Origin of the sequence: Bradyrhizobium centrosematis (assembly GCF_045571495.1) — a bacterium.
In the GTDB taxonomy this organism is placed as follows: Bacteria; Pseudomonadota; Alphaproteobacteria; order Rhizobiales; family Xanthobacteraceae; genus Bradyrhizobium; species Bradyrhizobium centrosematis.
The window spans coordinates 440,662-464,496 of record NZ_CP120703.1 but is presented as its reverse complement, the minus strand read 5'-3'; the positions used below and the strand labels follow the sequence as shown (position 1 = coordinate 464,496).

Below are 23,835 nucleotides of genomic sequence, written 5' to 3'. Positions count from 1 at the left end.
AGATGCACAAACGCCTCATCGTCTCGACCATCCTGACATGTGCTGCGGTTGCGGTCGCGGTCTGGACCGTGCTCGGACCGCCCGCTCATCCGTCCGGCCCGCACCTCCCATCCCGGACCGCCGCAGTGCGGTAGCCTCCTGCACCACCGATACAATTTCGGCATCGATCAATCCCAATTCGAATTTGGTCCGGCGGTGCGCCGGCCGCTATCCTCATCGGCAAAACGACGAAGCCGCGATGCGGCCTTCAGGAGGAGCGCATGTTGAGACCGACCCGACGCACCGCGTCCAAAGCGCCACGCGCTGCGATCACCACCACCCTGTTTGCTGTCCTCACTCTCATCTCTGGAGTCCATTCCGGCATGGCCGAGACCTTCGCTTATGTCGGCAACGCCGACAGCAACGATATCAGCGTGTTCAGGATGACCGAGAGCGGCGAGATGATTCCGGTGCAGACGGCCGCCTTCAAGGGCGTCGACAAGCCCGGCTCCTCGACGCCGCTCGCGATCACGCCCGACCATCGCGTGCTGATTGCCGGAATCCGCTCGCAGCCGTACCAGGCGGTGAGCTTTGCGATCGACCCCGGGACAGGCCAGCTCAGCCATATCGGCAACGGACCGCTCGCCGACAGCATGGCCAGTATCGCCATCGATCGCAGCGGCAAATTCCTGTTCAGCGCCTCCTATGGCGGCAACAAGGTCGCGCTGAATCCGCTTCTTGCGAACGGCGTCGCCGGCGAGCCGAAGCAGGTGATCCCGACCGGGCTGAACGCGCACGCCATCGTGCCCTCGCCCGACAACCGCTTCGTGTTCGCGACCAATCTCGGCTCCGATCAGGTGCTGGCCTTCGCATTCGACGCCACGACCGGCACTCTGACGCCGAACGATCCGCCGGCCCACAAGGTGCCGGAGAAATCGGGGCCGCGGCACCTAGTGTTTCATCCGAGCGGCAAGTTCGTCTATCTCGTCCACGAGCTGAACGGCGACGTCGCCGCATTCGCCTATGAAGCCAGGAGCGGCGCCTGGAACGAAATCCAGCGCACCACCGCGCTGCCGGAAGGTTTTACCGGAAAGGAATCTGACAAGAAGGAGTCTGATAAAAAGCCTTGGGCCGCGGACATCCACATTACCTCGGACGGCCGCTTCCTCTACGCCTCCGAGCGCACCACCAACACGCTCGCCGGCTACAAGGTCGACGCCACCAGCGGGATGCTGACCACGATCGGCAGCGTGCCGACCGAGAAGCAGCCGCGCGGCTTCCACATCGACCCCTCCAGCCGCTACCTCGCCGCGGTCGGCGAGCTCTCCGACAGCATGACGGTCTATGCGATCGACCAGAGCAGCGGCGCGCTGGCCAAGCTGAAATCCTACCCCACCGGCAAGAAGCCGAACTGGGTGGAATTCCTGAACCTGCCCTGAGGAGCCGCCACGACCGACCTACGTAAACATCCGTAATTTCGGATCGCGCGCCTTGGCTTCATATCTGGGCCATGGATCGGCAGATTGTGTTCAAGTGTCCCCAGACGGGCATGAATGTGCAGCATCGGCTTAGCGAGGAGCCGACCGGGCACACGCACGTTTCCGTATCCTGTCCGGCCTGCACCCGCCTGCATCTCATTGATCGCGCCACCGGCAAGCTATTGGGCGAGGCTCGCGGTTAACGGGCAGCCTAAAGCGCGATGCGAGTGGGATGAATCGTCATCGCGCTTTGCGTCGTCGTTGAAGCACGATCCCTTCTGAAAACCGCTGCGCACTTTTCCGGCTCATGCTTTAGGACCGCGCCGCGACCTGTGCCGTGACGTCCTCGACGTGGTGCAGCAGGTAAACCACATGCCCGGTCGTGTCGTGGATCGGCGAGTTGATCGGCTGCCAATGGCGCTCGATGAAGGTCCCGCCGGGATCCCGGATGTCGTAGCGCTGGATCGCCATAGCATGCGCCCGCCCCGTTTCGCCAACGATCCTCAAGCTGCTGTAGAGGTTGCTGACGCCATCGGCCAGCGGATCGTCGGGATTGTCAGGAAATATCTCGAACAACGAGCGGCCGACGACGTCGGCCCGGCTGATGAAGGTCGCCGCCGCATAGGCATCGTTGATGTCGACGATCGACAGGCCCGGCCCCGGGTCCAGCAACATGTAAGGATGCGGTGAAGCATCGAATTCGGGCTGGAATTGCCGCCGGATCGCCTCGGCATCGCCGTGCTGCCGCCGGCGCTGTTCGAGCGGCGTCGTATCGGCGCCGGACTCCGCCGAGCTCAATAATGCCAGCTGCCGCTTCGCCGAGGCCAGCAGCGCACGCACGGTGGTCTGGACCGTCGGATCGGCCGTCTCGTTGAGCAGCCGCTCGAAATGAACGATATTCTGCTCGCAAACGAACCGTTGCATTCCATCTCGACCGTGAGTTGAGCGGCCGCAACGCCGCGTCCTCCTGATCTTAGTTCCATACAGGCGCCCCTGGCAGATGAGAAGACCGTGATCGGCCGCACCGGATGCGTACGGACCGCGGGTGGCGGCCCAGGCAAGGGCGAACCTGTTCTCTAATTCCGCGACTAATCAAAGACTTGTCATCAACGACTGGCCGCGACGGCGCGACATCCTTGCTGGGGACAACACTGCCGTAGTCCGCAAGACGGCCATCTGCTATCGATTGGAGGCATAGCCCCGTGGAATTTCCGATGCGTCATTTGCCCCGTGCCGTCGTTCGTCGCCTGCGTGCCGCGGCCGTCGCCAGCCTGCTGGTCCTCGGTCAATCTCCCGCCAAAGCCGCCGAGGACGACGCGCCCAAGGGGCCGGCGGTCACGGTGCTGAAGGTCGCAAAATCCTGCTTCTCCGATATCGTCGAAGCCACCGGCACGATCGTCGCGCGCGAGGAGACGTCGGTGCGGCCCGAGCGTCCGGGCTTGAAGGTCACGGACGTATTGGCGGAAGCCGGGGACACCACCACCGCCGGCCAGGTGCTGGCGCGGCTGGCGCTCCCCGAGGGCGGCACGCTGCAGGTCACCGCGCCCGTGGCCGGCGTGATCGCGACGTCGACCGCCCAGATCGGCAATTTCGCATCGGCCAAGGGCGAGGCGCTGTTCACGATCGTGGCGCGCAGCGAATACGACCTCGTCGGCCTCGTGGCGACCACCGACGTGCGCAAGCTCGCCGTCAACCAGCCAGCGACCGTGCGGATCGCCGGCGCCGGCGACATCGACGGCAAGGTGCGCCGCATCGGCCCGACCGTCGAGCCCAACATCCAGCAGGGCATGGTCTATATCGGCATCTCCTCGCAGAAGCGGCTGCTGCTGAAGGCGAGCGGGCGCGCGCTGATCAAGACCGGACAGAGCTGCAACGTCGCAGTGCCCCTGACGGCCGTGCAATATTCCTCCGCCGGCACCGTGGTGCAGGTGATCCGCCGCAACCGCGTCGAGACCAAGCGTGTCGAGATCGGCCTGATGTCGGGCGGCAATATCGAGGTCCGCGAGGGCCTCAACGAAGGCGACGTCGTCGTCGCCCGCGCCGGCGCGCTCTTGCGTGAAGGCGATCCGGTTCGCCCGGTGATGGCCGCGGAAGCGGCGAAGTAGGCAATTCCGATCGCGACTGGCTCTTACCCTACCCTGGAGGGGGACGGTCGCTTCGCATGCAGCGTAGCGAAATGCGAAGCGGGGTGGGGTGATCTCTCGACACGGGCACTGTTCGTGGGGAGAGATCACCCCACCCGCTCGCGCTTACGCGCGATCGACCCTCCCCCTCCAGGGGAGGGTAAGACAAAGACTAACCGCCGGCTTCGCCGAAACGGACGTCTTCGAGCAGCGAGGAGGAGACCGTCGGGACCTGGTCGCCTTCGCTGGCGCGGGAGATGGCGAGGCGGGTCTTGTTGAAGATGCTTTCTACGCTGCCCTGCGCATTGAGATTGTTGAGCAACTCGCCGACCAGCACGCTGTGCTCGCCCTTGTCGTCGTCGACGACCTTGCCGGGCGAGGCCGAGGTGAGCACCAGCGCATTGTCGGACGCGCTGATCGGCGCGAGGCCGTGGCTGTAGGAGCGGAAGCGGCGCTCATAGGGATTGCGACGGGAGGCGTCGATGACGACGAGCTTGGCCTTGGCGCCCTGCTCTTTCATCATGTCGAGCACGCCCTCGATCGACACGCCCTGGCGGCGGACGTCCTTTTCCTTCCAGATCACGGCATCGACCGGCAGCATGTAGCTCTCGCGGCCGGCCTGCACGCCGTAGCCGCCGAAGAACAGCATGACGACGGTGTCGTGCTTGATCCGCGACTTCAGGCGGCCCACGGCGCGGACCATGTCGTCGCGAGTCGCGTCTTCCACCATGTCGACGTCAAAGCCGTTCTTGCGCAGGGACGAGGACAGCGCGCGGGCGTCGTTGATCGACTGCGTCAGCGGCGCGCTGGCGTCGGGATAATGTCCGTTGCCGATGACGAGGGCGAGACGCGAGGTCTGGCCGATCGAACCAGTGATCTGGTCGGTCGACACCGCCTTGGCGGCATCGATCGCACGCATGTTGAGAGCAGCATGGGCGCCGATCACCAGCGAGACCGTGCCGATCAGGGCCGCGGCCAGCGCGATGGTGCGTCGGGAAAGGTCGAGCTGCTTTAGATTCATCTCGGTTCGTTTCCTGTGCCAAAGACCGGCCAAGCGCGCGCACACTGCTTGAGTAGCGCGATAGCGTCTTTAGGTTTGAGGGATTGGCCGGGGATGTGCCCCCGAATTGCGCGCAATTTGCGGCGCCGCACCAAACAAACTCTTAACCGGATATAGTGCGCCCGGCAATAGATTGCCCGAAATTTGAGCTAAGTCACTGCAAATGCTAGTTAATTTTCCCCGGAAGATGTCCGCATTTTTTGCTCCCCCGGCGCCTTCCTGCGCCGGATCCTGCAGCCCTCATGCCGGTCTCTTCCGTGACTTCCGTCACATTTGTATTTCCTGCGAATCCGGGTAGCCTTTTCAACGACTTGCAGGGGGTGGCGCGTGGCTGGGAACGCGCCGGCCGGCCCCCGGCTAAGACCCCGCCAAAGTCCCCGCGACCAGGTACTTCATGAGCTTTCATTATTTCGCCGGCGCCGCCTGCCGGGTGCTGCTGGCGCCCAAGGACGGCCCTTCGCTTTACGATGTGTGCGATCCCGTCTTGGCGGGGCCGGCCGGCGGCGATCCGCATCTGGCCAAATTCTACAAGACCGCACTCGGCAATCCCGCGCTGCGGGTGCTGCTGCGGCGGGCCGGGCTGCCCGAGCTGCGCGACGAGGCCCGGCTGACGGCGCTGCGACAGGCGTTGGCTCGCGCCCGCGACGAAGCCGAGCCCGACTGGGCGGCGATCGGCCAGCCGGTCGCCGATCTCGTCGACAGCATTGCGCTCGGTCATCCCAAGCCTCCGCCGGCGATGTTCACGGGCTCCGCGCCGTCAGCAGCGCAGATCGACGGCGTGATCCGCGACTGCGCGCAGCATCTGCTCGGCTCGTACCGCAAGAACGGCTTTCTGCCGACCTACGCAGCCTTCAACCTGATCGGCGACCCTGATTTTCGCGGCCGCGAGCTGATCATGGCGCTCACCGGCCTCAACGCGCGCGGCTACAAGAATTCCTCGCTGCTGTTCAACCTCGCGCGCGTCTTCATCGCGCGCTCGAAGGCCGCCGCCGTCGTCAATCCGCCCTGGCGGGGGATCGCCGAACCGATGTGGGAGCCGGTGCAGATCCGCCACCGTTCAGCCTATTACGACGCGTTCTTCATCGAAGCGCTGCTGAGCTATGGCGAGACCGGGCTCGCCTCACAGGCCGACAAGATCGCGGCAGAGCGCGCCATCGCCGACATGGTGAATTTCTGCGTCAATATCAGTCGCGAAGAGGTCGAGGGCATCGACGGCGCGCGCTTCAACGTCGTCACTGCGCTGGCCCCCGCGCCGCATCCGCGCTTCTCCCGCTATTTCGCGCAGATCAAGCAAGACCTCGGCTTCGGCATTTACGTGCCCGACTGCGACACCACGGCGTGCTCGATCTCCGCCGCGACGCAGGCCGGCTGCACCGATCCCATCATCGACCAGCCGCTGCTGGACTTCTACTCGGCTTATCAGGTCCGCGCCGGCGTCAACGAACCCCGCGTGACGGTGCCGCTCAACGACAATATCGACTATGAGGGCGGGGTCGCGACCTGGATCGACAACCTCAAGGGCGAGCGGCCCTACGGCAACGACCTCGATCCGACACTCAATCTCGACATTCTCGAGGTCAGCTTTCGCAACCTTGCGCGCTGGAAGATTCTGGAGACGCCGTCGCGGCTCGCCACGGTGCATCGCATCATCGGCTTCCAGAAGCGGCTCGCGGCGAGCGGCGCCTTCGCCAATCCGCGCTCGCACATCTATTACCTGCCGGAGCTCTACAGCGCCTATTTCGGCCGCTGCTATGCCGCCTTCCTGGCGCTGCCGCTGGCGGCGCAGGCGGCGATCGATCCTGCGGGCGATTTCGACTTCATCCGTCATCGCGTGCTCTCCTACGTCAAGGGCGAGCTGATGGCCGCGGAGATGAACGCGTTCGACGCGGCGCTGGCGCTGATCGCGCTCGGCCATCTCGGCGCCGATCCGCGCGCCTTCGCACCGGCGCTGAACGTGATCGTCGGTGCCGTCGGCGAAGGCGGCCGCCGCGGCCCGTTCCGCGCCTATGAATGGAACAAGATGAAGACGCCGACGCGGATCCTGGTGGGCGGGCCAGAGGTGACGTCGGCCTTCGTGCTGATGGGCCTTTCCGTAGCGAGGCGGGCGATGGCGCGGGGGTGAGGCTTCTCTCTTACCTTCCCCTGGAGGGCAGGGCTAACGCGTATGAGTCGGGTTGCCTGTGGCGCATCCTTCGAGACGCCCGCCGTTGGCGGGCCCTCAGGATGAGGACGGAGTGCGCGGCAGCGCTTTCAACGGACATCGATACAGTTCAGCCTCATCCTGAGGAGACCGCGAAGCGGGCGTCTCGAAGGAGAGGCGCTTGCTCGGGCCCCGCCACAAAGCCATATGCATAGCCCTGCCCCGGAGGGGGAGGGTAAAGCGAAAGCCACCACAATGACGGGAAGTTGAAAGCTCAATGGTTCGGCATAAGCTGGCCCGGCGGCCAAAAGCCGACCACAATTGCGCGGCTTATCGAGATCGTCCTGAACACGCGGACCGGCATGTTGCGAAAATTTCTGACTGCGCTGGCTTTGCTCGCTCTTCCCTCGCTCGCGCACGCCGCCGACATCACCGGCACCGCAAAGGTGCGCGCCGGCGATGCCGTCGTGATCGGCAACACGCGGATCCGGCTCGGCGGCATCGACGCGCCCGCGGTCGACCAGCTCTGCCTCAACACCAAGGCCGAGCGCTGGACCTGCGGCGTCGCGGCGCGCGACGAGCTCGCCAAATATGCCGACGGCAAGAATTGGGTTTGCCACACGAGGTCGATCGACCGGCGCGGCCGCACCGTGGCGCGCTGCGAGGTCGGCGGCGAGGACATCCAGAAATGGCTGGTGCGCAGCGGCTGGGCGCTGGCATACACCCGCATCTCCAAGGACTACGAGTCCGACGAGGCCGCCGCGCGTGAGGCCAAGGCCGGGATGTGGCAGGGCGCCTTCATCGCGCCCTGGGACTGGCGCGTCCGCAACAAGAAGACCACCATCCTCGGCGCGACCAAGCCGCCAGACGGGGCGCATGCGGTGCTGCTCGCCTCGGCCTCGGGGCCGACCGCGCCGTCGCCGGATTGCACCATCAAGGGCAACGTCAACAGCGCCGGCGAGTGCATCTATCATCAGCCGACCAGCCGCTGGTACACCCAGATCAAGATGAAGATCAGCAAGGGCACCCGCTGGTTCTGCTCGGTCGAGGAAGCCGAAGCCGCCGGCTGCCGCGAGACCAAACGATGACCCAGCCCTGCATTTTACGTGCTTTTCTTGGTTTCCTGCAGCGCGTAAGAGTGTGATTTAGCGACCCATCAACCTGTCCTCCAGCAACAAGGACCAAGAGCAATGACCGTTCGCGCGGGCCGGGAATTTCTGGCCATCCCCGGGCCCACCACGATGCCCGACGAGGTGCTGCGGGCGATGCATCGTCCGGCGATCGACATCTATTCCAAGCAGATGCTCGATCTGACCGAGAGCCTGCTCAGCGATATCTCGAAACTGTTCGCGACCAAGGGCAAGTCCTACATCTACATCGCCAACGGTCACGGCGCCTGGGAAGCGGCGCTGAGCAACGTCTTGTCGCGCGGCGACAAGGTGTTGGTGCTGGAGAGCGGCCGGTTTGCGATCGGCTGGGGCAATGCGGCGGCGCTGATGGGCGCCGAGGTCGAGGTGCTCAAGGGCGACTGGCGCCGCGCGGTGCGGCCGCACGAGGTCGAGGAGCGCCTGCGCCGCGACAAGGAGCACAGCATCAAGGCCGTCGTCGTGGTCCAGGTCGACACCGCGAGCGGCGTGCAGAACGACATCGCGGCGATCGGCAAGGCAATCAAGGCGAGCGGCCATCCCGCGCTGTACATGGTCGACACCGTGGCCTCGCTCGGCTGCATGCCGTTCGAGATGGACAAATGGGGCGTGGACGTCGCGATGTCCGGCTCGCAGAAGGGCCTGATGACGCCGCCCGGCCTCGGCTTCGTCGCCGCCAATGCGCGCGCGCTCGAGGTGCACAAGAAGGCCAACATGTCGACGCCCTATTGGAGCTGGAGTGAGCGCGAGGGCACCGAGAATTATCGCAAATATGCCGGCACCGCGCCGGTGCATCTGTTGTTCGCGCTGCGCCAGGCGATCGACCTCTTGCACGAGGAAGGGCTGGAAAACGCCTTCCGCCGCCACAGCCTGCTCGGCGAAGCCGCGCGGCGCGCCGTCTCGGTCTGGGCGGAAGGCCAGGTGCTCGGCTTCAACGTCGCGGAGGCCAACGAGCGCTCCAACACCGTGACCACGGTGACCATGAGCAACGGCCACGACCCCGCCGTGCTGCAACGCTATTGCAAGGACAAATGCGGCGTCGTGCTCGGCACCGGCATCGGCGACCTCTCCGGACAGGCCTTCCGCATCGCCCATATGGGCCATGTCAACGCACCGATGCTGCTCGGCACGCTAGGGGTGATCGAGGTCGGCCTCAACGCGCTGAAGATCCCGCACGGCAAGGGCGGGCTGGAAGCGGCGGTGTCGTATCTCGGCGAGGAGGTGGCGGCGTAGGGCGGAACGCTCTCCCGGCCGACGCCGCGCCGATTTCTTGCTTCTCCCCTTGTGGGAGAAGGTGGCACGAAGCGCCGGATGAGGGGTTCTCTCCGCGATCCATACTGCGAGATGGACTCGCGGAGAGAACTCCTCACCCGTCTCGTCGCTACGCGGCGAGCCACCCTCTCCCACAAGGGGAGAGGGAAGATCAGTGATCGAGGCGATATACTTCGACCTGCGCTCTCAGCTCATTCAGTGAGCTGAGCGGCGCCTTCGGATCGACGCGATACTCCCCGCTTGCCAGCCACTTCAGCACCATCGCATCCACCACCGGCGAATGGTGGATGACGTCGCTGTAATTGTCGAGATCGTGCGTCACCGCCTTGGTCGCGCGAAAATCGTGCACGCGCACGTTCGGTAGCTGCGTCAGCCGTCGCGCAATAACCGCCGTGAGATCGGTGACGATCGTCAGCGTCTCGGGCGAGGCATCGCGCATCGCGACGAATTGCAGGATCGAATAGGGCGGGAAGTAGATGTCGAAGGTCACGTCCGGATGCCGGGTGATCAGGCCGACGGCGTCGTGCTCGAAATGCCGGACCATGGCCTCAAAGCCGTAGCCTTCGCCGAGGAAGCGGCGGCGCGAGGGAGCGGTGATGTAGGAGAACGACGCCAGCGCCTTCGTCGCGTTGTACTCCCGCGCAACATCGAAATCGCGCGGCAGCGCGTAGATATCGTCGACGTCGGCAAGGGCGAACTTGACAGGCAGATAAGGCGTCGCGCGGGTCAGCGGCTCCCGCAGCGGCGGGATGGAGCGCAGCAAGGCGAACAGGGATTCCTTCGCCATCGCCGCGCTGAACAGATAGGACGCGATGCCCTTCGCCGTTCCGCGATAGAGATCGACCGGAAGATAGGGATCGGATTCGATGTCGGCGGCGTCGACGAAGATGAAATCGTCCATCTCCCAGATCACCCGCCTTGCGCCGCGATCGATCGCCTGCTCCAGCACGAAGGCCTGCTGGCGCGAGTTGGAGCCGGTCATCGCCAGCTTGAGCGAATGGACGGCGAGTGCGCGGTCGATGTCGCTCTGGCGGAAATGGATCGCAAGCGAGGTGCCCATGAAGGCGGTGTCGAACGATTGGCTGCGGATCAGCCCGGCATTCTGCATGCGCGTGTCATCGGAATGGAACGCGGATCGCGAAGGACGGAACAATTGCAGGGGATCGACGGCGTAAGTGAGCAGTGCCGCACCCAGCATCCACACGATGCTCGCGAGCAGAAGACGCTTCAGATGTGTGTACGTGGCGCGCATCAGAACCGGAAATAGATGAATTCGCTGTGGCTCTGGATGCCCAGGATGCCGAACGCGAGCACCAGCGAGGCCGCATAGAGAAACAGCGGCCGCATCCGCCCTTCCCGCAAAGCTGCGCCGACCCTGCGGCTGGCGTGGTCGTAGCCCATCAGGCCTTGCGTGTTCGGCGCCAGCCACACCAGCGCAGCGTAGACGGCGACCATCACCAATGCGGCGATCTCCTCGCGGCCGAACACGATGTTCGAGGGGTCGGCCATGGCGTGGAGCACGCGCAGTGCCCAGGCGACGCTCTCGGCGCGGAAGAACACCCAGGCGACGACGACGGCGAGAAATGTCAGCACGGCGCCGGCAATGCGGACCGGGCGTGCAAGGATCGCCGGAACGTCAGGCACCAGCGCGTTGAAGGCGTGGTTGACGCAGAGATAGGCGCCGTGCAGCGCGCCCCACACCACGAACGTCCAGGCCGCCCCATGCCAGAGCCCGCCGAGCAGCATCGTGATCAGCAGATTGACGTAGCGCAGCACGCGGCCGCGACGATTGCCGCCGAGCGGGATGTAGAGATAGTCGCGCAGGAATTGCGACAGCGTCATGTGCCAGCGGCGCCAGAACGCGACGATGCTCGTCGCCTTGTAAGGCGAATTGAAGTTCACGGGTAAGAAGATGCCGAACATCAGCGAGATCCCGATCGCCATGTCGGAATAGCCGGAGAAGTCGAAATAGAGCTGGAACGTGTAGGCGAGCGCACCCAGCCAGGCCTGGTCGAAGCTCGGCGCGCGCACCTCGAAGGCGAGCGCGACCAGCGGCTGGATGCCGTCGGCAAGGCAGGTCTTCTTGAACAGGCCGATGGCGAAGATGATGACGCCGCACAGAATGAGATGCGGGTCCGGATGCTTCGATTGCTCCCGCTGGAATTGCGGAATCATGTCCTTGTGGTGGAGGATCGGGCCCGCGATCAGGTGCGGAAAGTAGGTCACGAACAGCGCGTAATGCGGCAGCGCATAGGCCGCGACATGGCCGCGATAGGCGTCAACCAGGAACGCGATCTGGGTGAACGTGTAGAAGGAGATGCCGACCGGTAGCAGGATGTGCAGCGCGACGTCCGTGCCAAGCAGCGCGTTGATGTTCTCGGCGGCAAAGCCGGCATATTTGAAGATGCCGAGCAAGAGCAGGTCGCCGGCGACGCCGAGCGCGAGCGCGGCCTTTCGTCGTGACGGCCCGAGCTTCGCCACGATCAGGAGATGGCCGATGCCGTAATTGAACGCGATCGAGAGCAGCAGCAGGGCCACGAACTGCCAGCTGCCGATGGCGTAGAAGGCGATCGAGGCCAGTGCCAGCCAGATCACCGGGGCCAGATTGCTGCGCCGACCCAGCCAAAAATAGCCGGCCAGCACGATCGGCAGAAACAACAGGATGAACGGATAGGAATTGAACAGCATCAGGCTGGACCGGCGGCGGAGACATGGAGCCTAAAGCATACAAGGGACGGATCAACAACCCGGCGACTTGGCGCGCGGGCGCTGGCAATCCGCAGGCGCCTCGCCATATGATGCGCGACCTGCCGCCTTCCGATCTCGTCATTGCCGGGCGTGACCCGGCAATCCATCGACAAGGAATTCGCCCTTGATGGATGCGCGGGTCAAGCCCGCGCATGACGAGCCGGGTTCCGAAGAGACACGAACGAGGACCGAGTGACACAAGCCAAGACGCCTTCGAAGCCCCCCGTCGCCCCGCGGCGGCCGCATTCCTTCACCCGGCACGGCATCACCGTGACCGATGACTATGCCTGGCTGAAGGACGAGAAGTGGCAGGAGGTGCTGCGCGATCCCAAGGTCCTCGACCCCGACATCCGCAAATATCTGGACGAGGAGAACGTCTACACCGAGAGCCTGCTCGGCCACACCGCGCCGTTGCAGAAGACGCTGGTGCGCGAGATGCGCGGGCGGATCAAGGAGGACGATTCCAGCGTGCCGTCGCCCGACGGTCCGTTCGCCTATTTCCGCAGGTTTCGTGAAGGCGGGCAGCACGAGCTGTTCGGCCGCATGCCGCGCCATGGCGGCGAAGGCGAGATCGTGCTCGACGGCGACGCGCTTGCCAAGGACCACAAATATTTCAAGTTCGGCGGCAGCCGGCACTCCTACGATCACAAGCTGCAGGCCTGGAGCGCCGACACCAAGGGCTCGGAATATTTTTCCATCCGCATCCGCGACTGGGCCACCGGGAAGGATCTCGACGACCTCGTCGAGGAGACCGACGGCGGCGTGGTCTGGGCCGCGGATTGCAAGAGCTTCTTCTACGTGAAGCTCGACGACAATCACCGCCCGATGCAGGTGTGGCGGCACAAGCTCGGCACCAGGCAGGCCGACGACACGCTGGTCTACGAAGAGCAGGATGCCGGCTGGTTCACCCATTTGCACGAGAGCACCAGCGGCCGCTTCTGCGTCATCGCGGGCGGCGACCACGAGACAAGCGAACAGCGGCTGATCGACCTCGCTAACCCCGAGGCGCCGCCGCGCCTGGTCGCGGCCCGCGAGGAGGGTGTGCAATATTCGCTCGCCGACCGCGGCGACGAGCTGTTCATCCTCACCAATGCCGATGACGCCATCGACTTCAAGATCGTCACCGCGCCGCTTGCTTCGCCCGAGCGCAAGAACTGGCGCGATCTGATCCCGTATCGTCCCGGCATCTACATCATCGATCTCGACCTCTATGCCGGCCATCTGGTGCGGCTGGAGCGCGCCAATGCGCTGCCGTCGATCGTGATCCGCGATCTCGCTGGCGGAGAAGAGCATGCCATCGCTTTCGACGAGGCCGCCTATTCGCTGGACACGATGGGCTCCTACGAATTCGAGACCACGAATCTGCGCTTTTCCTATTCGTCGATGACGACGCCGTCGGAGGTCTATGATTACGACATGGTCAAGCGCACGCGCATCTTGCGCAAGCGCCAGGAGATTCCGTCGGGCCACAATGCTGCCGACTACGTCACCACCCGCATCATGGCGAAGGCGCATGACGGCGCCGAGGTGCCGGTCTCGATCCTCTATCGCCGCGGGCTGAAGCTCGACGGTTCCGCGCCGCTCCTGCTCTACGGCTACGGCTCCTATGGCATGGCGATGCCGGCCTCGTTCAGCGCCAACCGCCTGTCGCTGGTCGATCGCGGCTTCGTCTACGCCATCGCACATATTCGCGGTGGCGCCGACAAGGGCTGGGGCTGGTATCTCGACGGCAAGCGCGAGAAGAAGACGAACAGCTTCGACGATTTTGCCGCCAGCGCCAGCGCGCTGATCGATGCGAAATACACCAGCGCCAAGCGGATCGTCGGCCATGGCGGCTCGGCCGGCGGCATGCTGATGGGCGCGGTCGCCAACCGCGCCGGCGAGCTGTTCGCCGGCATCGTCGCCGAGGTGCCGTTCGTCGACGTGCTCAACACCATGCTCGACGACACGCTGCCGCTGACGCCGCCGGAGTGGCCGGAATGGGGCAACCCGATCGAGAGCGAGAAGGATTTCCGCACCATCCTGTCCTACTCGCCCTACGACAATGTCGCGACGAAGGATTATCCGGCGATCCTGGCGATGGGCGGGCTCACCGATCCACGCGTCACCTATTGGGAGCCTGCCAAATGGATCGCGCGCCTGCGCGCCACCATGACCGGCGGCGGCCCGGTCTTGCTCCGCACCAACATGGGCGCTGGCCACGGCGGTGCCTCGGGGCGCTTCGACCGGCTCGACGAGGTCGCGATCGTCTATGCGTTTGCGCTGTGGGCGGCGGGGATGGCGGAGGCGTGACTCTTCTCGCCCCTCGCGAGCAGGAGGATGGTATATGGCTTGGAGCATCGGCCAGTGCACACGCCTCGTCCTTCGAGACGACCGCTGCGCAGTCTCCTCAGGATGAGGCTAAACACCATGCGTGCTCGTTGAAACGTTCGCCAAGACTTCGGTCCTCATCCTGAGGGCCCGCCAACGGCGGGCGTCTCGAAGGATGGCCACATGCGATATCGCCATGCGATTGCCCTGCCGCAAGCAGGAAGAAGCGAAGAAACTACCGCCCGTTCTTCTTGCGCCATTCCGCGAAATCGGTGAGCGTCTGCGGGTCGGTGGCGGGATAGAGGCCGAAGATGCCGCGGCCCTTGCCGACTTCCTCGGTGACGAAGTCCTCGAACGCGGTCATCTCGAAGGTCTCGCTGGCGATCTCGTCGGCGAGATGCGCAGGGATCACGATGACGCCGTCGGCATCGCCGAGGATGACGTCGCCGGGAAACACCGGCGCATCACCGCAACCGATGGGCACGTTGATCTCGATCGCCTGATGCAGCGTCAGATTGGTCGGCGCCGAGGGACGGTGGTGATAGGCGGGAATGCCGAGCTTGGCGATCTCGGCGGAATCGCGAAAGCCGCCATCGGTGACGACGCCGGCGACGCCGCGCTTCATCAAGCGCGTCACCAGGATCGCGCCGGCCGAGGCCGCGCGCGCGTCCTTGCGGCTGTCCATCACCAGCACGGCGCCGGGCGGGCAATCCTCGACCGCCTTGCGCTGCGGATGCGAACGGTCCCTGAAAACGTCGATGGTGTTGAGGTCCTCGCGTGCCGGCATGTAGCGCAGCGTGAAGGCCTCGCCGACCATGGTCGGCTGGCCGGGACCGACCGGATGCACGTCCTGGATCATCTGGATGCGCAGGCCGCGCTTGAACAGAGCGGTGGCGACGGTGGCCGTGGAGACGGACTTGAGTTTGTTGCGGGTGGCTTCGCTGAGTTTTGGCATTTGTGTATCCTCATCTGTCATTCCGGGGCGATGCGAAAGCATCGAACCCGGAATCTCGAGGTTCCGGGTTCGCTTCGCGCCCCGGAACGACGGTGAATTAATAAATCGACGGCTCGCCGATCGGCGCGCCGAAATCGGTCTCGAGGAAGTCGAAGTCGCAGCCGTCATTGGCCTGCTTGATGTGCTTGGTGAACATCCAACCATAGCCGCGCTCGAAGCGGCGCTCGGGCTGCTTCCAGGCGGCGCGGCGCTTTGCCAGCTCGGCTTCGGGAACGTCGAGATTGATGGTCCGCGCGGCGACGTCGAGGGTGATGCGGTCGCCGTTCCGCACCAGCGCCAGCGGGCCGCCGATATAGGACTCCGGAGAAACGTGCAGGATGCAGGCGCCATAGCTGGTGCCGCTCATGCGCGCATCCGAGATGCGCACCATGTCGCGCACCCCCTGCTTCACGAGCTTGGTCGGGATCGGCAGCATGCCCCATTCCGGCATGCCCGGCCCGCCCTGCGGCCCCGCATTGCGCAGGATGAGAATATGGTCCTCGGTGACGTCGAGATTGGGATCGTCGACCGCCTTCTTCATCGACGGATAATCGTCGAACACCAGCGCCGGCCCGGTGTGCTTGAGGAAACGCGGCGCGCATGCGGAGGGCTTGATGACGCAGCCGTCGGGCGCAAGGTTGCCCTTGAGCACGGCAAGCGCGCCTTCCTTGTAGATGGGATTGTCGACGCCGCGGATGACGTCGGCATTGTGTACCTCGGCGCCCTCGATGTTCTCGCCCAGCGTCTTGCCGGTGACGGTGATGCAGTCGAGATGCAAATGCGGCTTGATCTGGCCCATCAGCGCCGGCAGCCCGCCGGCGTAGAAGAAGTCCTCCATCAGATAGGTATCGCCGCTCGGGCGGACATTGGCGATCACGGGCACCTTGCGGCTCGCGATCTCGAAGTCGTCGAGGCTGATGTCCTGGCCGGCGCGGCGGGCTTGCGCGATCAGATGGATGATGGCGTTGGTGGAGCAGCCCATCGCCATGGCCACCACGATCGCATTCTCGAACGCCTTGCGGGTCTGGATCACCTTGGGCGTCAGATCCTCCCACACCATCTCGACGATGCGGCGGCCACATTCGCTGGCCATGCGGATGTGGTTGGCGTCGGCGGCGGGGATCGAGGAAGCGCCGGGCAGCGTCATGCCGATCGCTTCCGCAATCGCCGTCATGGTCGAGGCCGTGCCCATGGTCATGCAGGTGCCGTAGCTGCGGGCGATGCCGGCTTCGATGTCGAGCCAGTCCTTGTCGGAGATCTTTCCGGCGCGGCGCTCGTCCCAATATTTCCAGCCGTCCGAGCCGGAGCCGAGCGTCTTGCCTTTCCAGTTGCCGCGCAGCATGGGACCTGCCGGCAGATAGATCGCCGGGATGTTCATCGAGGTTGCGCCCAGGAGCAGCGCCGGCGTGGTCTTGTCGCAGCCGCCCATCAGCACGACGCCGTCGACGGGATGGCTGCGCAGGAGCTCCTCGGCGTCCATTGCCAGCAGATTGCGATAGAGCATGGTCGTGGGCTTTAGCAGCGATTCCGACAGCGACAGCGCCGGCAGCTCCAGCGGCAGGCCGCCGGCCATCAGGATGCCGCGCTTGACGTCGTCCACGCGCGACTTGAAGTGCATGTGGCAGGGCTGCGCGTCCGACCAGGTGTTGAGGATCGCGATGATCGGCCGGTCCTTCCACTCCTCCGGGGCGTAGCCCATCTGCATGGCGCGGGAGCGGTGGCCGAACGAGCGCAGATCATCGGGCGCGAACCAGCGCGCGCTGCGGAGCTGGTCGGGCGTTTTCTTCTTGGTCATGATTGGGTGCCCCATTTCTGGACGGTGTTCCGCTCGATGGCGCGGAAGATCAGGTTCTCGACAAAGAGCCCGATGATGAGCACCGTCAAGAGGCCCGCGAAGACTGCAGGTATGTCGAGGACAGGGCGGGGGCCTGGACGCTGATGCACAGCCGCAGCAGGCATTTCCGCCAGCTGCGCAGGCCGCATCTACGCGACAATCGATTAAATCCGGAACCCCTTCCGTTCTAGGCCGCGTTGCGGCCGCTATGCCGCTCCGGCCCGCGGCTATCGGGATCCAGGCTGCTGCGGTGATCCATCGGGCCGTTGCGCAGCTTGACGAAGAAGGCCTGGACCTCGGCGGCAAGGCGCTCGGACGCCCCCGAGACCTGGTTCGCCGCCCCCATCACGTCGTCCGCAGAGCGGCTGGTTTCCGTGATGGCGCCGGAGACGGTGCCGATGCTGGTTGCGAGCGTCTGGGTCCCCGATGCCGCCATCTGGACATTCTGTGAAATCTCCCGGGTCGCTGCGCCCTGCTGCTCCACAGCGCTGGCGATCGCGGCAGTGACCTCGTCGATTCTGCGCATGGCCGTGGTCACCTCCTTGACGGAGGCGACCGCGCCGCCGGTCGAGTTCTGGATCGCGGCGATGTGCCGCGTGATATCCTGCGTCGCATTGCGGGTCTGGTCGGCCAGTGCCTTGACCTCGGAGGCGACCACCGCAAAGCCGCGGCCGGCCTCGCCGGCGCGCGCCGCCTCGATGGTGGCGTTGAGCGCAAGCAGGTTGGTCTGAGCCGCGATCGCCTGAATCAGGTCGACCACCGAGCTGATGCTCTGGGCGGCATGGGCGAGGCCCTCGATCTCCGCCTCCGAGCGGGCGGTGACCTCCCCCGCCGACCGCACCGTCTTGTTCGACAATTCGATCTGGCGGCCGATCTCGACGATGGAGCTTGCAAGCTGCTCCGCGGCGGCGGCGACGGTCTGGACATTGACCGCGGTCTGCTCGGACGCGGCGGCTGCGGACGTGGCCTGGTTCGTCGCATGATGCGCGATGCCGCCGAGGCTCTCCGCGGTCTGGCGCATGGTGCTCGCATTCTCGCCGACCAGCGCGAGCAGGTCGCGCGAGGTTGCCCGAAACTCCTCGACCGCGTTCTCCATATTGCGATTGGCGGCTTCGCGCGCCTCCGCCTCGCGCACAAGGCCGGCCGCGGCCTGCTGCTGGGCAATCACATTGTCGCGGAATTTGGCCACTGCCTGAGAGACGGTTCCGATCTCGTCACCGCGCTCGGCCGTCCTGAATTCGACACTGGTGTCGCCGCCGGACAGGCGCGCGGAATCTCCCACCAGCGCGATGATCGGACGCGTAATGGATCGCGCAACCAGGATCGCGATCGCGGTGCCGAGCGCAAGTCCCGCGGCGAGCAGGATCCATTGCACCTGCAGCAGCCTCTCGACCTCGTCGGCGACGCGGCGGGCGTCCGCGGCGAGCTTCGATTGTTGGTCGCTCTTGAGGCCTCCGGACCGCTTGCCGTCCGCGTCCTTGCGGCCGTCGAGGAGATCGAGGATGCGGGCGGCACGAGGCGCCGCCTCGGTGGACAGGATGAAGACGGGCATGTTCCATTGCGGCGTCTGGCGGATCGCGAAAATCTTCCCCGGCGATGCCGTGAAGGCTTCGTTCGCTTTTACGATGGCCTGATAGGCGGTTCTCTGGGTGGAGGTCAGCAGGGCGTGCTGGGCCCCGACCGAGGCGAGCGCGGCCCGGAATGTCGCAAGCGGCTTCTCGAATTTATCGCGGTCGGCGGCCTCGCCGGAGGCCACGTAGAGCCGCAATTGCGATCCCGCTGCGGCGAGATTGCCGCGGACGTCGGCGAAGGTCTTGAGCAAATGCTTGCGCTGCGGCGTCGCCTCCAGCGTCTCCTCCTCGTCGATCATCGCGGTGATCTCGGCGAACATGGTCGCGATAAGCGGCGCGGCCTCCTTCGTCAGGAGCTCGCTCGCCGGATAGGCCGACGGGGTGAAGGCAGCCAGCTCGGCCTTGTCCTGGGCCTGGCGGAATTCCGCAATCAGCGCCCTCGCCTCGCGCCAATTGACCTTGTTCTCCGGGCTGGAAAATCCTTCGGCGATACGGTCGACCGCTTCCATGGTGCGATCGAGCTCGGCCCAGACCGCGGCGCGGTCGCGCTTGCCCTGCGCGTCGCCGGTCAAGAGGTAGCCGCGCAGCGTCGACAGCGTGGAATAGAGATTGCCGACCAGCTCGGTGCTCGCAATCGCGACCGGCGCCCGCTGGTTGGTGACGGTGTCGATGCGCGAGGAGATGCCCAACACCGCGGTGACGGTGTAGATCACGGTCGCCGCGAGCAGCGTGCAGATGAGCGCAAAGCCGCCGAGCAGCCGGGTCCGAATTCCGGTATTCGCCAGTGATTTGAACATAAGTGTCTCGTTACTGAATCGGTCTGATCGGCGGGCTCGCTTTGGCGCCCGGACGGGGCAATGCCTTCCGTGACAATTGACGTCTGGAACGGCGCCGAGTTTGGTCCGCCGCCTTTAATCACCGGTGAAATCAGGCGCCCGTACAACTACGGCGAGAACAATAATTCTCAGGCTGCGCGCAGACTTGGGGCGCGATATGCACGGAACCATGCATAGTGAGGGGCATCTGCGTGGCTGGCCAAGCGGCCGCTCGCCACTCGCGAAGTGCTTGCAGGCCGGGCAGAATCCGCGCAACAATTTCATTTTTGATGGTTTGATTTGTGGCCGCTGGGAATGTCCCATCCGGCCCGGAGGAATTCAGACGTGGCCAACATCCTGATCGTGGATGACGACCCGGCCGTTCAAATCACAATCCGGCTGCTCCTGGAGCGGGCCGGTCATCACGTCACCGTCGCCGGCGACGGCTGCAAGGGACTTGCGCTGTTCGAGGCCAGCCGGTTCGATCTGTTGTTTCTCGATATCTTCATGCCCGGCATGGATGGGCTGGAGACGATGCGTCATATCCGGGCCTCCGCCCCCACCGTTCCGATCATCGTCATTTCCGGGCGTTCGGCCGCGCCGGATGCCTATGCAGAGCCGGACTTCCTGAAGATGGCGACCAAGCTCGGCGCGGTGGCAAGCCTGCAGAAGCCGTTCCGACCCGGCGCGCTGCTCGCCGCGGTCGATGGCTGCCTGAAGGCGGGCGAGGCGGAGGGGTCCGATGTCCGCTCCGGCCACAGATAACGAGGGGGCGTCTGCTTCAGGCCAGATCGGCCGCAATCATGCGGGAAGCCCTGCGAGCATCCCGATGACGCTCGCCACGCGGCTCGCCGTCGCAATGATCCTGCTGGTCGCCGTCACGGTGGCCGCGGTCGGCTGGCTGGGCTACCGCAACACCACGCAAGCGGTCATTCCGCGCGTGCTGGAGCGAGTCGAGGCCCAGTCGCGCCTGCTCGCGACCAGTCTGGAATCCTACGTTTCCGGAGCTCGCGGCGATCTGATCGGCTATCGCTCCGCCGCAGCGATCAACGGCTTGATCCGTGCTCACGTCGCTGGGGGAATCGACCCTGCGGACGGCGTCTCGGAGCAGACTTGGCGCGAGCGTATCGCGACGCGGCTCGCAGCCGAGATCGAGGCCAAGCCGGGTTACGGTCAGTTTCGAATCATCGGCCTCGACGACCAGCGTGAGCTGGTCCGCGTCGACCGCTCTGGCCCGAACGGAGCGGTGAGAATCGCCCCCGGCAGTGAGCTGGAGCAAAAGAGCGACCGGGCCTATTTTCAGGACACGATACGGCTGGCGCCGGGCGAGCTCTACGTTTCGCCGATCGAGCTCGCGACCCGCCAGGGCGGCACCACGGACTTGCACATTCCGACGCTGCGGGTCGCGACGCCCCTGTTCACGCCGGATGGCAAGCCGTTCGGCATCATCATCGCCAATATCGACATGCGTCCGGCTCTCGACCGCGTCCGCGGGACGGCGAGCTCGGGTGGAGAGATCTACGTCGTCAATTCGCACGGCGACTATCTCGTTCATCCCGATCGCGCGCGCGAATTCGGCTCGCAGCGCGGCCACCCCACCAACTGGCGCGATGATTTTCCATTCTTCTCGGCCTTGGCCGGCAGCTCGGACTTATCGACACGGCTCATGACGGATGGGTCGGGGCGGCCGAGCGGCGCGGCAATGGCGCCGGCGCTGCTGGCCGGCAAGGAATGGGTCGCAATCATCGTGACCATTCCCCCCGCCGTCTTTGGCCGGGTGCCGGCCGCCATTCAAAAGACGTCCCTGCTGGTCGGCGTGCTCGCCGTCCTCGCTGCGGCTTCGCTCGCGGTGCTGCTGGCGCGCTCTCTGACCCGCCCGATCGGCCGCCTGACCGCGGCCGTGGAGGCGATCGGGCGCGGGAAACCAGCAAACATCCCCATCGATGCCAGCGGCGAGACAGGCGTGCTGGCGCGGGCCTTCGCTCAGATGGTCGAGGAGACGCGGGTGAAAACCGCCGCGCTCGAACGCGAGATCGAGGAGCATCGGCGCACCGAAGCGGCGCGAAGCCATCATGCGGAGCGCGAGCGCTTGTTCAGCGCTGCCGTCGAATCATCCGACGACGCAATCGTGATGCAGACACTCGATGCCATCATCACAGGCTGGAATCCTGCGGCCGAACGCCTCTATGGTTATTCGGCGAGCGAGGCGATCGGGAAATCCACCTCGATCATCGTGCCGCCCGACCGCCGTGAGGATGGCAAGGAATATTTGCGGCGGATCGCCCGCGGCGAGCCGATCGAACGCTTCGAGACAGTGCGCCTGCGCAAGGACGGCACCCCGGTCGAGATCTCGCTCAGCCTGTCGCCGATCAAGGGGCCATCGGGCGAGATCATCGGCGCTTCCGGCAGCGCGCGCAGCCTGACCGAGGCGCGGCGCGCCGAGCGAGCGGTGCAGCAGCAGCTCGAGGAGCGGCGGCAGATCTTCGAGACGTCACAGGACCTGATCATGATCATGGATGCGCGGGGCCATATCGCGCAGATCAGCCCGAGCAGCGAGGCCATTCTCGGCTATCGTCCGGAACAAATGGTAGGCCGCAGCGGTGCCGACTTCATCCATCCCGATCATCTGGAGCAGTCCCGCGCCGAGATGCGCGCGATGCGTCAGGGCGAGCGCGTCAAGCTCGCCGACACCCGCTGCTTACACCGCGACGGTCATGAGGTCTGGCTGTCCTGGCTCGGCAGCTGGTCCGAGCAGGCGCAGCGCTACTACTTCGTCGGGCGCGACATGACCGAGGCGCGGCTCGCGCAGGAATCGCTGCGCGAGAGCGAGCGGCTCGCCCGCAACATTGTCGAGACCTCGCTCGACGCCTTCATCCAGACCGACGAGACCGGCAGCATCCTGAACTGGAACTCGCAGGCCGAGCAGCTGTTCGGCTGGCGCCGCGAGGAGGTGCTCGGCAAGAGCACGATCGACCTCATCGTCGCCGAAAGCGAACGCGAGAGAGTGCGGGCGGGTCTGAAGCTTTTCCTCGAGAGCGAGGACGGCAGATCGCTGAACCGCCGCCGCGAGCTGCTGTGCCGCCGCCGCGACGGCAAGGAATTCAAGGCCGAGCTGAGCGTCACCGCGCTGAAGCGCCGCGAAGGGCTGCTGTTCAACGTCTTCTACCGCGACCTCACCGACAAGATCGCCGCCGAGGAGCGCATCCGCCATGCCGAGAAGATGGAGGCCGTCGGTCAGCTCACCGGCGGCGTGGCGCACGACTTCAACAACATTCTCACCGTCATCACCGGGACGATCGAGATCCTCGCAGAGGCCGTCGAGAAGGAGCCGCAGCTTGCGGCCATCACGAAGATGATCGACGAGGCGGCCGCGCGCGGCGCCGATCTGACCCAGCACCTGCTCGCTTTCGCGCGCAAGCAGCCGCTCCAGCCGCGCGAGATCGACGTCAACTCGCTGGTGGTCGACACCGCGAAGCTGTTGCGACCGACGCTAGGCGAGCAGATCCAGATCGAATCGGTGTTCGAGGACGAGAACTGCGTCGCGATCGTCGATCCGAACCAGCTCACCACCGCGATCCTCAACCTCGCGCTCAACGCGCGCGATGCCATGCCCGGCGGCGGCAAGCTGATCCTGGAGACCGGCGCCGCCTATCTCGACGAGGCCTATGCCAGCGCAAACGATGTGCCGCCAGGGCATTACGTTCTGATCGCCGTGAGCGATACCGGCACCGGCATCCCTGCGAACATCCTGACCAGGGTGTTCGACCCCTTCTTCACCTCGAAGGGACCGGGCAAGGGCACCGGCCTCGGGCTCTCAATGGTCTACGGCTTCATTAAGCAATCCGCAGGTCACATCAAGATCTACAGTGAGGAGAACCACGGCACCACGATCAAGATGTACCTGCCGCCCGGCAAGACGCCCACAGCAGTCGGCGAGGGCGTGACGCCGGCGATGATCGAGGGCGGCCATGAGACGATCCTTGTGGTCGAGGACGACCGGCTGGTGCGCGACTACGTGCTGGCGCAGCTGCATTCGCTGGGTTACGTCACCTTGCAGGCGGCGAACGCTGCGGAGGCCCTCGCGATCGTCGCCGCCGGAAAGCCGTTCGACCTTCTGTTCACCGACGTCATCATGCCCGGCAAGATGAACGGACGGCAGCTCGCCGACGAGATTCAGAAGACGCGTCCGGATCTGAAGGTGGTCTACACCTCCGGCTACACCGAGAATGCGATCATCCATCACGGCCGGCTGGATTCCGGCGTGATGCTGCTGGCCAAGCCCTATCGCAAATCGGATCTGGCGCGGATCATCCGCAAGGCGCTGAGCGGGTGAGGCGATAATCCTTGGCCCGGATGAGCGAAGCGA

General features: G+C 65.2%; 16 protein-coding genes and 1 pseudogene. 9 read left to right on the top strand and 8 right to left on the bottom strand.

Annotated elements, in window-relative coordinates:
- Positions 1-2 precede the first annotated feature (2 nt).
- Both P6U31_RS02190 and P6U31_RS02185 read left to right on the top strand, forming a co-directional pair.
- The gene (locus P6U31_RS02190; protein WP_407186645.1) at positions 3-134 is read left to right on the top strand and encodes a hypothetical protein; all 132 of its coding nucleotides are present in this window, start codon (positions 3-5) and stop codon (positions 132-134) included.
- A gap of 126 nt (positions 135-260) precedes the next feature.
- Complete coding sequence (locus P6U31_RS02185) at positions 261-1,418, top strand: lactonase family protein (RefSeq protein ID WP_407186644.1); 1,158 nt, start codon at positions 261-263, stop codon at positions 1,416-1,418.
- A 351-nt stretch (positions 1,419-1,769) separates the two neighbouring features.
- Here P6U31_RS02185 and P6U31_RS02180 read toward each other — a convergent pair whose 3' ends face one another.
- Positions 1,770-2,381: a PAS domain-containing protein gene (locus tag P6U31_RS02180; RefSeq protein ID WP_407186643.1), complete on the bottom strand. Its 612-nt coding sequence runs from the start codon at positions 2,379-2,381 to the stop codon at positions 1,770-1,772.
- A gap of 290 nt (positions 2,382-2,671) precedes the next feature.
- Between P6U31_RS02180 and P6U31_RS02175 the strand changes: the two genes are divergently transcribed.
- Positions 2,672-3,562, top strand: a complete 891-nt coding sequence (locus P6U31_RS02175; protein WP_407186642.1) for an efflux RND transporter periplasmic adaptor subunit — start codon at positions 2,672-2,674, stop codon at positions 3,560-3,562.
- A 190-nt stretch (positions 3,563-3,752) separates the two neighbouring features.
- On the opposite strand, the gene P6U31_RS02170 is transcribed toward P6U31_RS02175, so the two are convergent.
- Positions 3,753-4,601, bottom strand: coding sequence for a caspase domain-containing protein (locus P6U31_RS02170; protein WP_407186641.1), 849 nt, complete (start codon positions 4,599-4,601; stop codon positions 3,753-3,755).
- Between the two features lie 433 nt (positions 4,602-5,034).
- On the opposite strand from P6U31_RS02170, the gene P6U31_RS02165 reads away from it, so the two are divergent.
- The 3 genes from P6U31_RS02165 (at position 5,035) to P6U31_RS02155 (ending at position 9,158) form a co-directional block, all read left to right on the top strand.
- Positions 5,035-6,762: a hypothetical protein gene (locus P6U31_RS02165; RefSeq protein WP_407186640.1), complete on the top strand. Its 1,728-nt coding sequence runs from the start codon at positions 5,035-5,037 to the stop codon at positions 6,760-6,762.
- Positions 6,763-7,142: 380 nt separating this feature from the next.
- Entirely contained in the window at positions 7,143-7,868 is a 726-nt protein-coding gene (locus P6U31_RS02160; RefSeq protein WP_407186639.1) for a thermonuclease family protein, read from the top strand.
- 102 nt (positions 7,869-7,970) lie between these two features.
- Complete coding sequence (locus P6U31_RS02155; RefSeq protein ID WP_407186638.1) at positions 7,971-9,158, top strand: pyridoxal-phosphate-dependent aminotransferase family protein; 1,188 nt, start codon at positions 7,971-7,973, stop codon at positions 9,156-9,158.
- Positions 9,159-9,348: 190 nt separating this feature from the next.
- On the opposite strand, the gene P6U31_RS02150 is transcribed toward P6U31_RS02155, so the two are convergent.
- Entirely contained in the window at positions 9,349-10,449 is a 1,101-nt protein-coding gene (locus tag P6U31_RS02150) for a hypothetical protein (RefSeq protein ID WP_407186637.1), read from the bottom strand.
- Complete coding sequence (locus P6U31_RS02145) at positions 10,449-11,885, bottom strand: MBOAT family O-acyltransferase (protein WP_407186636.1); 1,437 nt, start codon at positions 11,883-11,885, stop codon at positions 10,449-10,451. The genes P6U31_RS02150 and P6U31_RS02145 overlap by 1 nt, the downstream gene beginning before the upstream one ends.
- 252 nt (positions 11,886-12,137) lie before the next feature.
- Between P6U31_RS02145 and P6U31_RS02140 the strand changes: the two genes are divergently transcribed.
- Complete coding sequence (locus tag P6U31_RS02140; protein WP_407186635.1) at positions 12,138-14,237, top strand: S9 family peptidase; 2,100 nt, start codon at positions 12,138-12,140, stop codon at positions 14,235-14,237.
- A 253-nt stretch (positions 14,238-14,490) separates the two neighbouring features.
- On the opposite strand, the gene P6U31_RS02135 is transcribed toward P6U31_RS02140, so the two are convergent.
- From P6U31_RS02135 to P6U31_RS02120, 4 genes and pseudogenes are all read right to left on the bottom strand, one after another.
- Positions 14,491-15,210: a ribonuclease activity regulator RraA gene (locus P6U31_RS02135; protein WP_407186634.1), complete on the bottom strand. Its 720-nt coding sequence runs from the start codon at positions 15,208-15,210 to the stop codon at positions 14,491-14,493.
- Between the two features lie 97 nt (positions 15,211-15,307).
- Entirely contained in the window at positions 15,308-17,044 is a 1,737-nt protein-coding gene (gene araD / locus P6U31_RS02130; protein ID WP_407186633.1) for an L-arabinonate dehydratase, read from the bottom strand.
- Positions 17,041-17,172 (bottom strand): annotated as a pseudogene (locus P6U31_RS02125) (ABC transporter permease); the annotation flags it as partial. The gene araD and the pseudogene P6U31_RS02125, both read right to left, overlap by 4 nt.
- Positions 17,173-17,270: 98 nt before the next feature.
- The gene (locus P6U31_RS02120) at positions 17,271-19,451 is read right to left on the bottom strand and encodes a methyl-accepting chemotaxis protein (RefSeq protein ID WP_407186632.1); all 2,181 of its coding nucleotides are present in this window, start codon (positions 19,449-19,451) and stop codon (positions 17,271-17,273) included.
- Between the two features lie 363 nt (positions 19,452-19,814).
- Here P6U31_RS02120 and P6U31_RS02115 point away from each other — a divergent pair, with 363 nt between their 5' ends.
- Positions 19,815-20,234, top strand: a complete 420-nt coding sequence (locus P6U31_RS02115) for a response regulator (protein WP_407186631.1) — start codon at positions 19,815-19,817, stop codon at positions 20,232-20,234.
- Positions 20,212-23,802 carry a PAS domain S-box protein gene (locus P6U31_RS02110; RefSeq protein ID WP_407186630.1) on the top strand — a complete coding sequence of 1,197 codons (3,591 nt, stop codon included), beginning with the start codon at positions 20,212-20,214 and terminating at the stop codon, positions 23,800-23,802. Before P6U31_RS02115 ends, P6U31_RS02110 begins: the two co-directional genes overlap by 23 nt.
- Positions 23,803-23,835: the final 33 nt, after the last annotated feature.

Bases quoted from the DNA above. Each gene is read 5' to 3' on its own strand.
- P6U31_RS02145 (WP_407186636.1), bottom strand. From the start codon at position 11,885: ATGCTGTTCAATTCCTATCCGTTCATCCTGTTGTTTCTGCCGATCGTG.
- P6U31_RS02175 (WP_407186642.1), top strand. From the start codon at position 2,672: ATGCGTCATTTGCCCCGTGCCGTCGTTCGTCGCCTGCGTGCCGCGGCC.
- P6U31_RS02165 (WP_407186640.1), top strand. From the start codon at position 5,035: ATGAGCTTTCATTATTTCGCCGGCGCCGCCTGCCGGGTGCTGCTGGCG.
- P6U31_RS02180 (WP_407186643.1), bottom strand. From the start codon at position 2,381: ATGCAACGGTTCGTTTGCGAGCAGAATATCGTTCATTTCGAGCGGCTG.
- P6U31_RS02120 (WP_407186632.1), bottom strand. From the start codon at position 19,451: ATGTTCAAATCACTGGCGAATACCGGAATTCGGACCCGGCTGCTCGGC.
- P6U31_RS02155 (WP_407186638.1), top strand. From the start codon at position 7,971: ATGACCGTTCGCGCGGGCCGGGAATTTCTGGCCATCCCCGGGCCCACC.
- P6U31_RS02135 (WP_407186634.1), bottom strand. From the start codon at position 15,210: ATGCCAAAACTCAGCGAAGCCACCCGCAACAAACTCAAGTCCGTCTCC.
- P6U31_RS02110 (WP_407186630.1), top strand. From the start codon at position 20,212: ATGTCCGCTCCGGCCACAGATAACGAGGGGGCGTCTGCTTCAGGCCAG.
- araD (WP_407186633.1), bottom strand. From the start codon at position 17,044: ATGACCAAGAAGAAAACGCCCGACCAGCTCCGCAGCGCGCGCTGGTTC.
- P6U31_RS02185 (WP_407186644.1), top strand. From the start codon at position 261: ATGTTGAGACCGACCCGACGCACCGCGTCCAAAGCGCCACGCGCTGCG.
- P6U31_RS02150 (WP_407186637.1), bottom strand. From the start codon at position 10,449: ATGCGCGCCACGTACACACATCTGAAGCGTCTTCTGCTCGCGAGCATC.
- P6U31_RS02190 (WP_407186645.1), top strand. From the start codon at position 3: ATGCACAAACGCCTCATCGTCTCGACCATCCTGACATGTGCTGCGGTT.
- P6U31_RS02160 (WP_407186639.1), top strand. From the start codon at position 7,143: ATGTTGCGAAAATTTCTGACTGCGCTGGCTTTGCTCGCTCTTCCCTCG.
- P6U31_RS02170 (WP_407186641.1), bottom strand. From the start codon at position 4,601: ATGAATCTAAAGCAGCTCGACCTTTCCCGACGCACCATCGCGCTGGCC.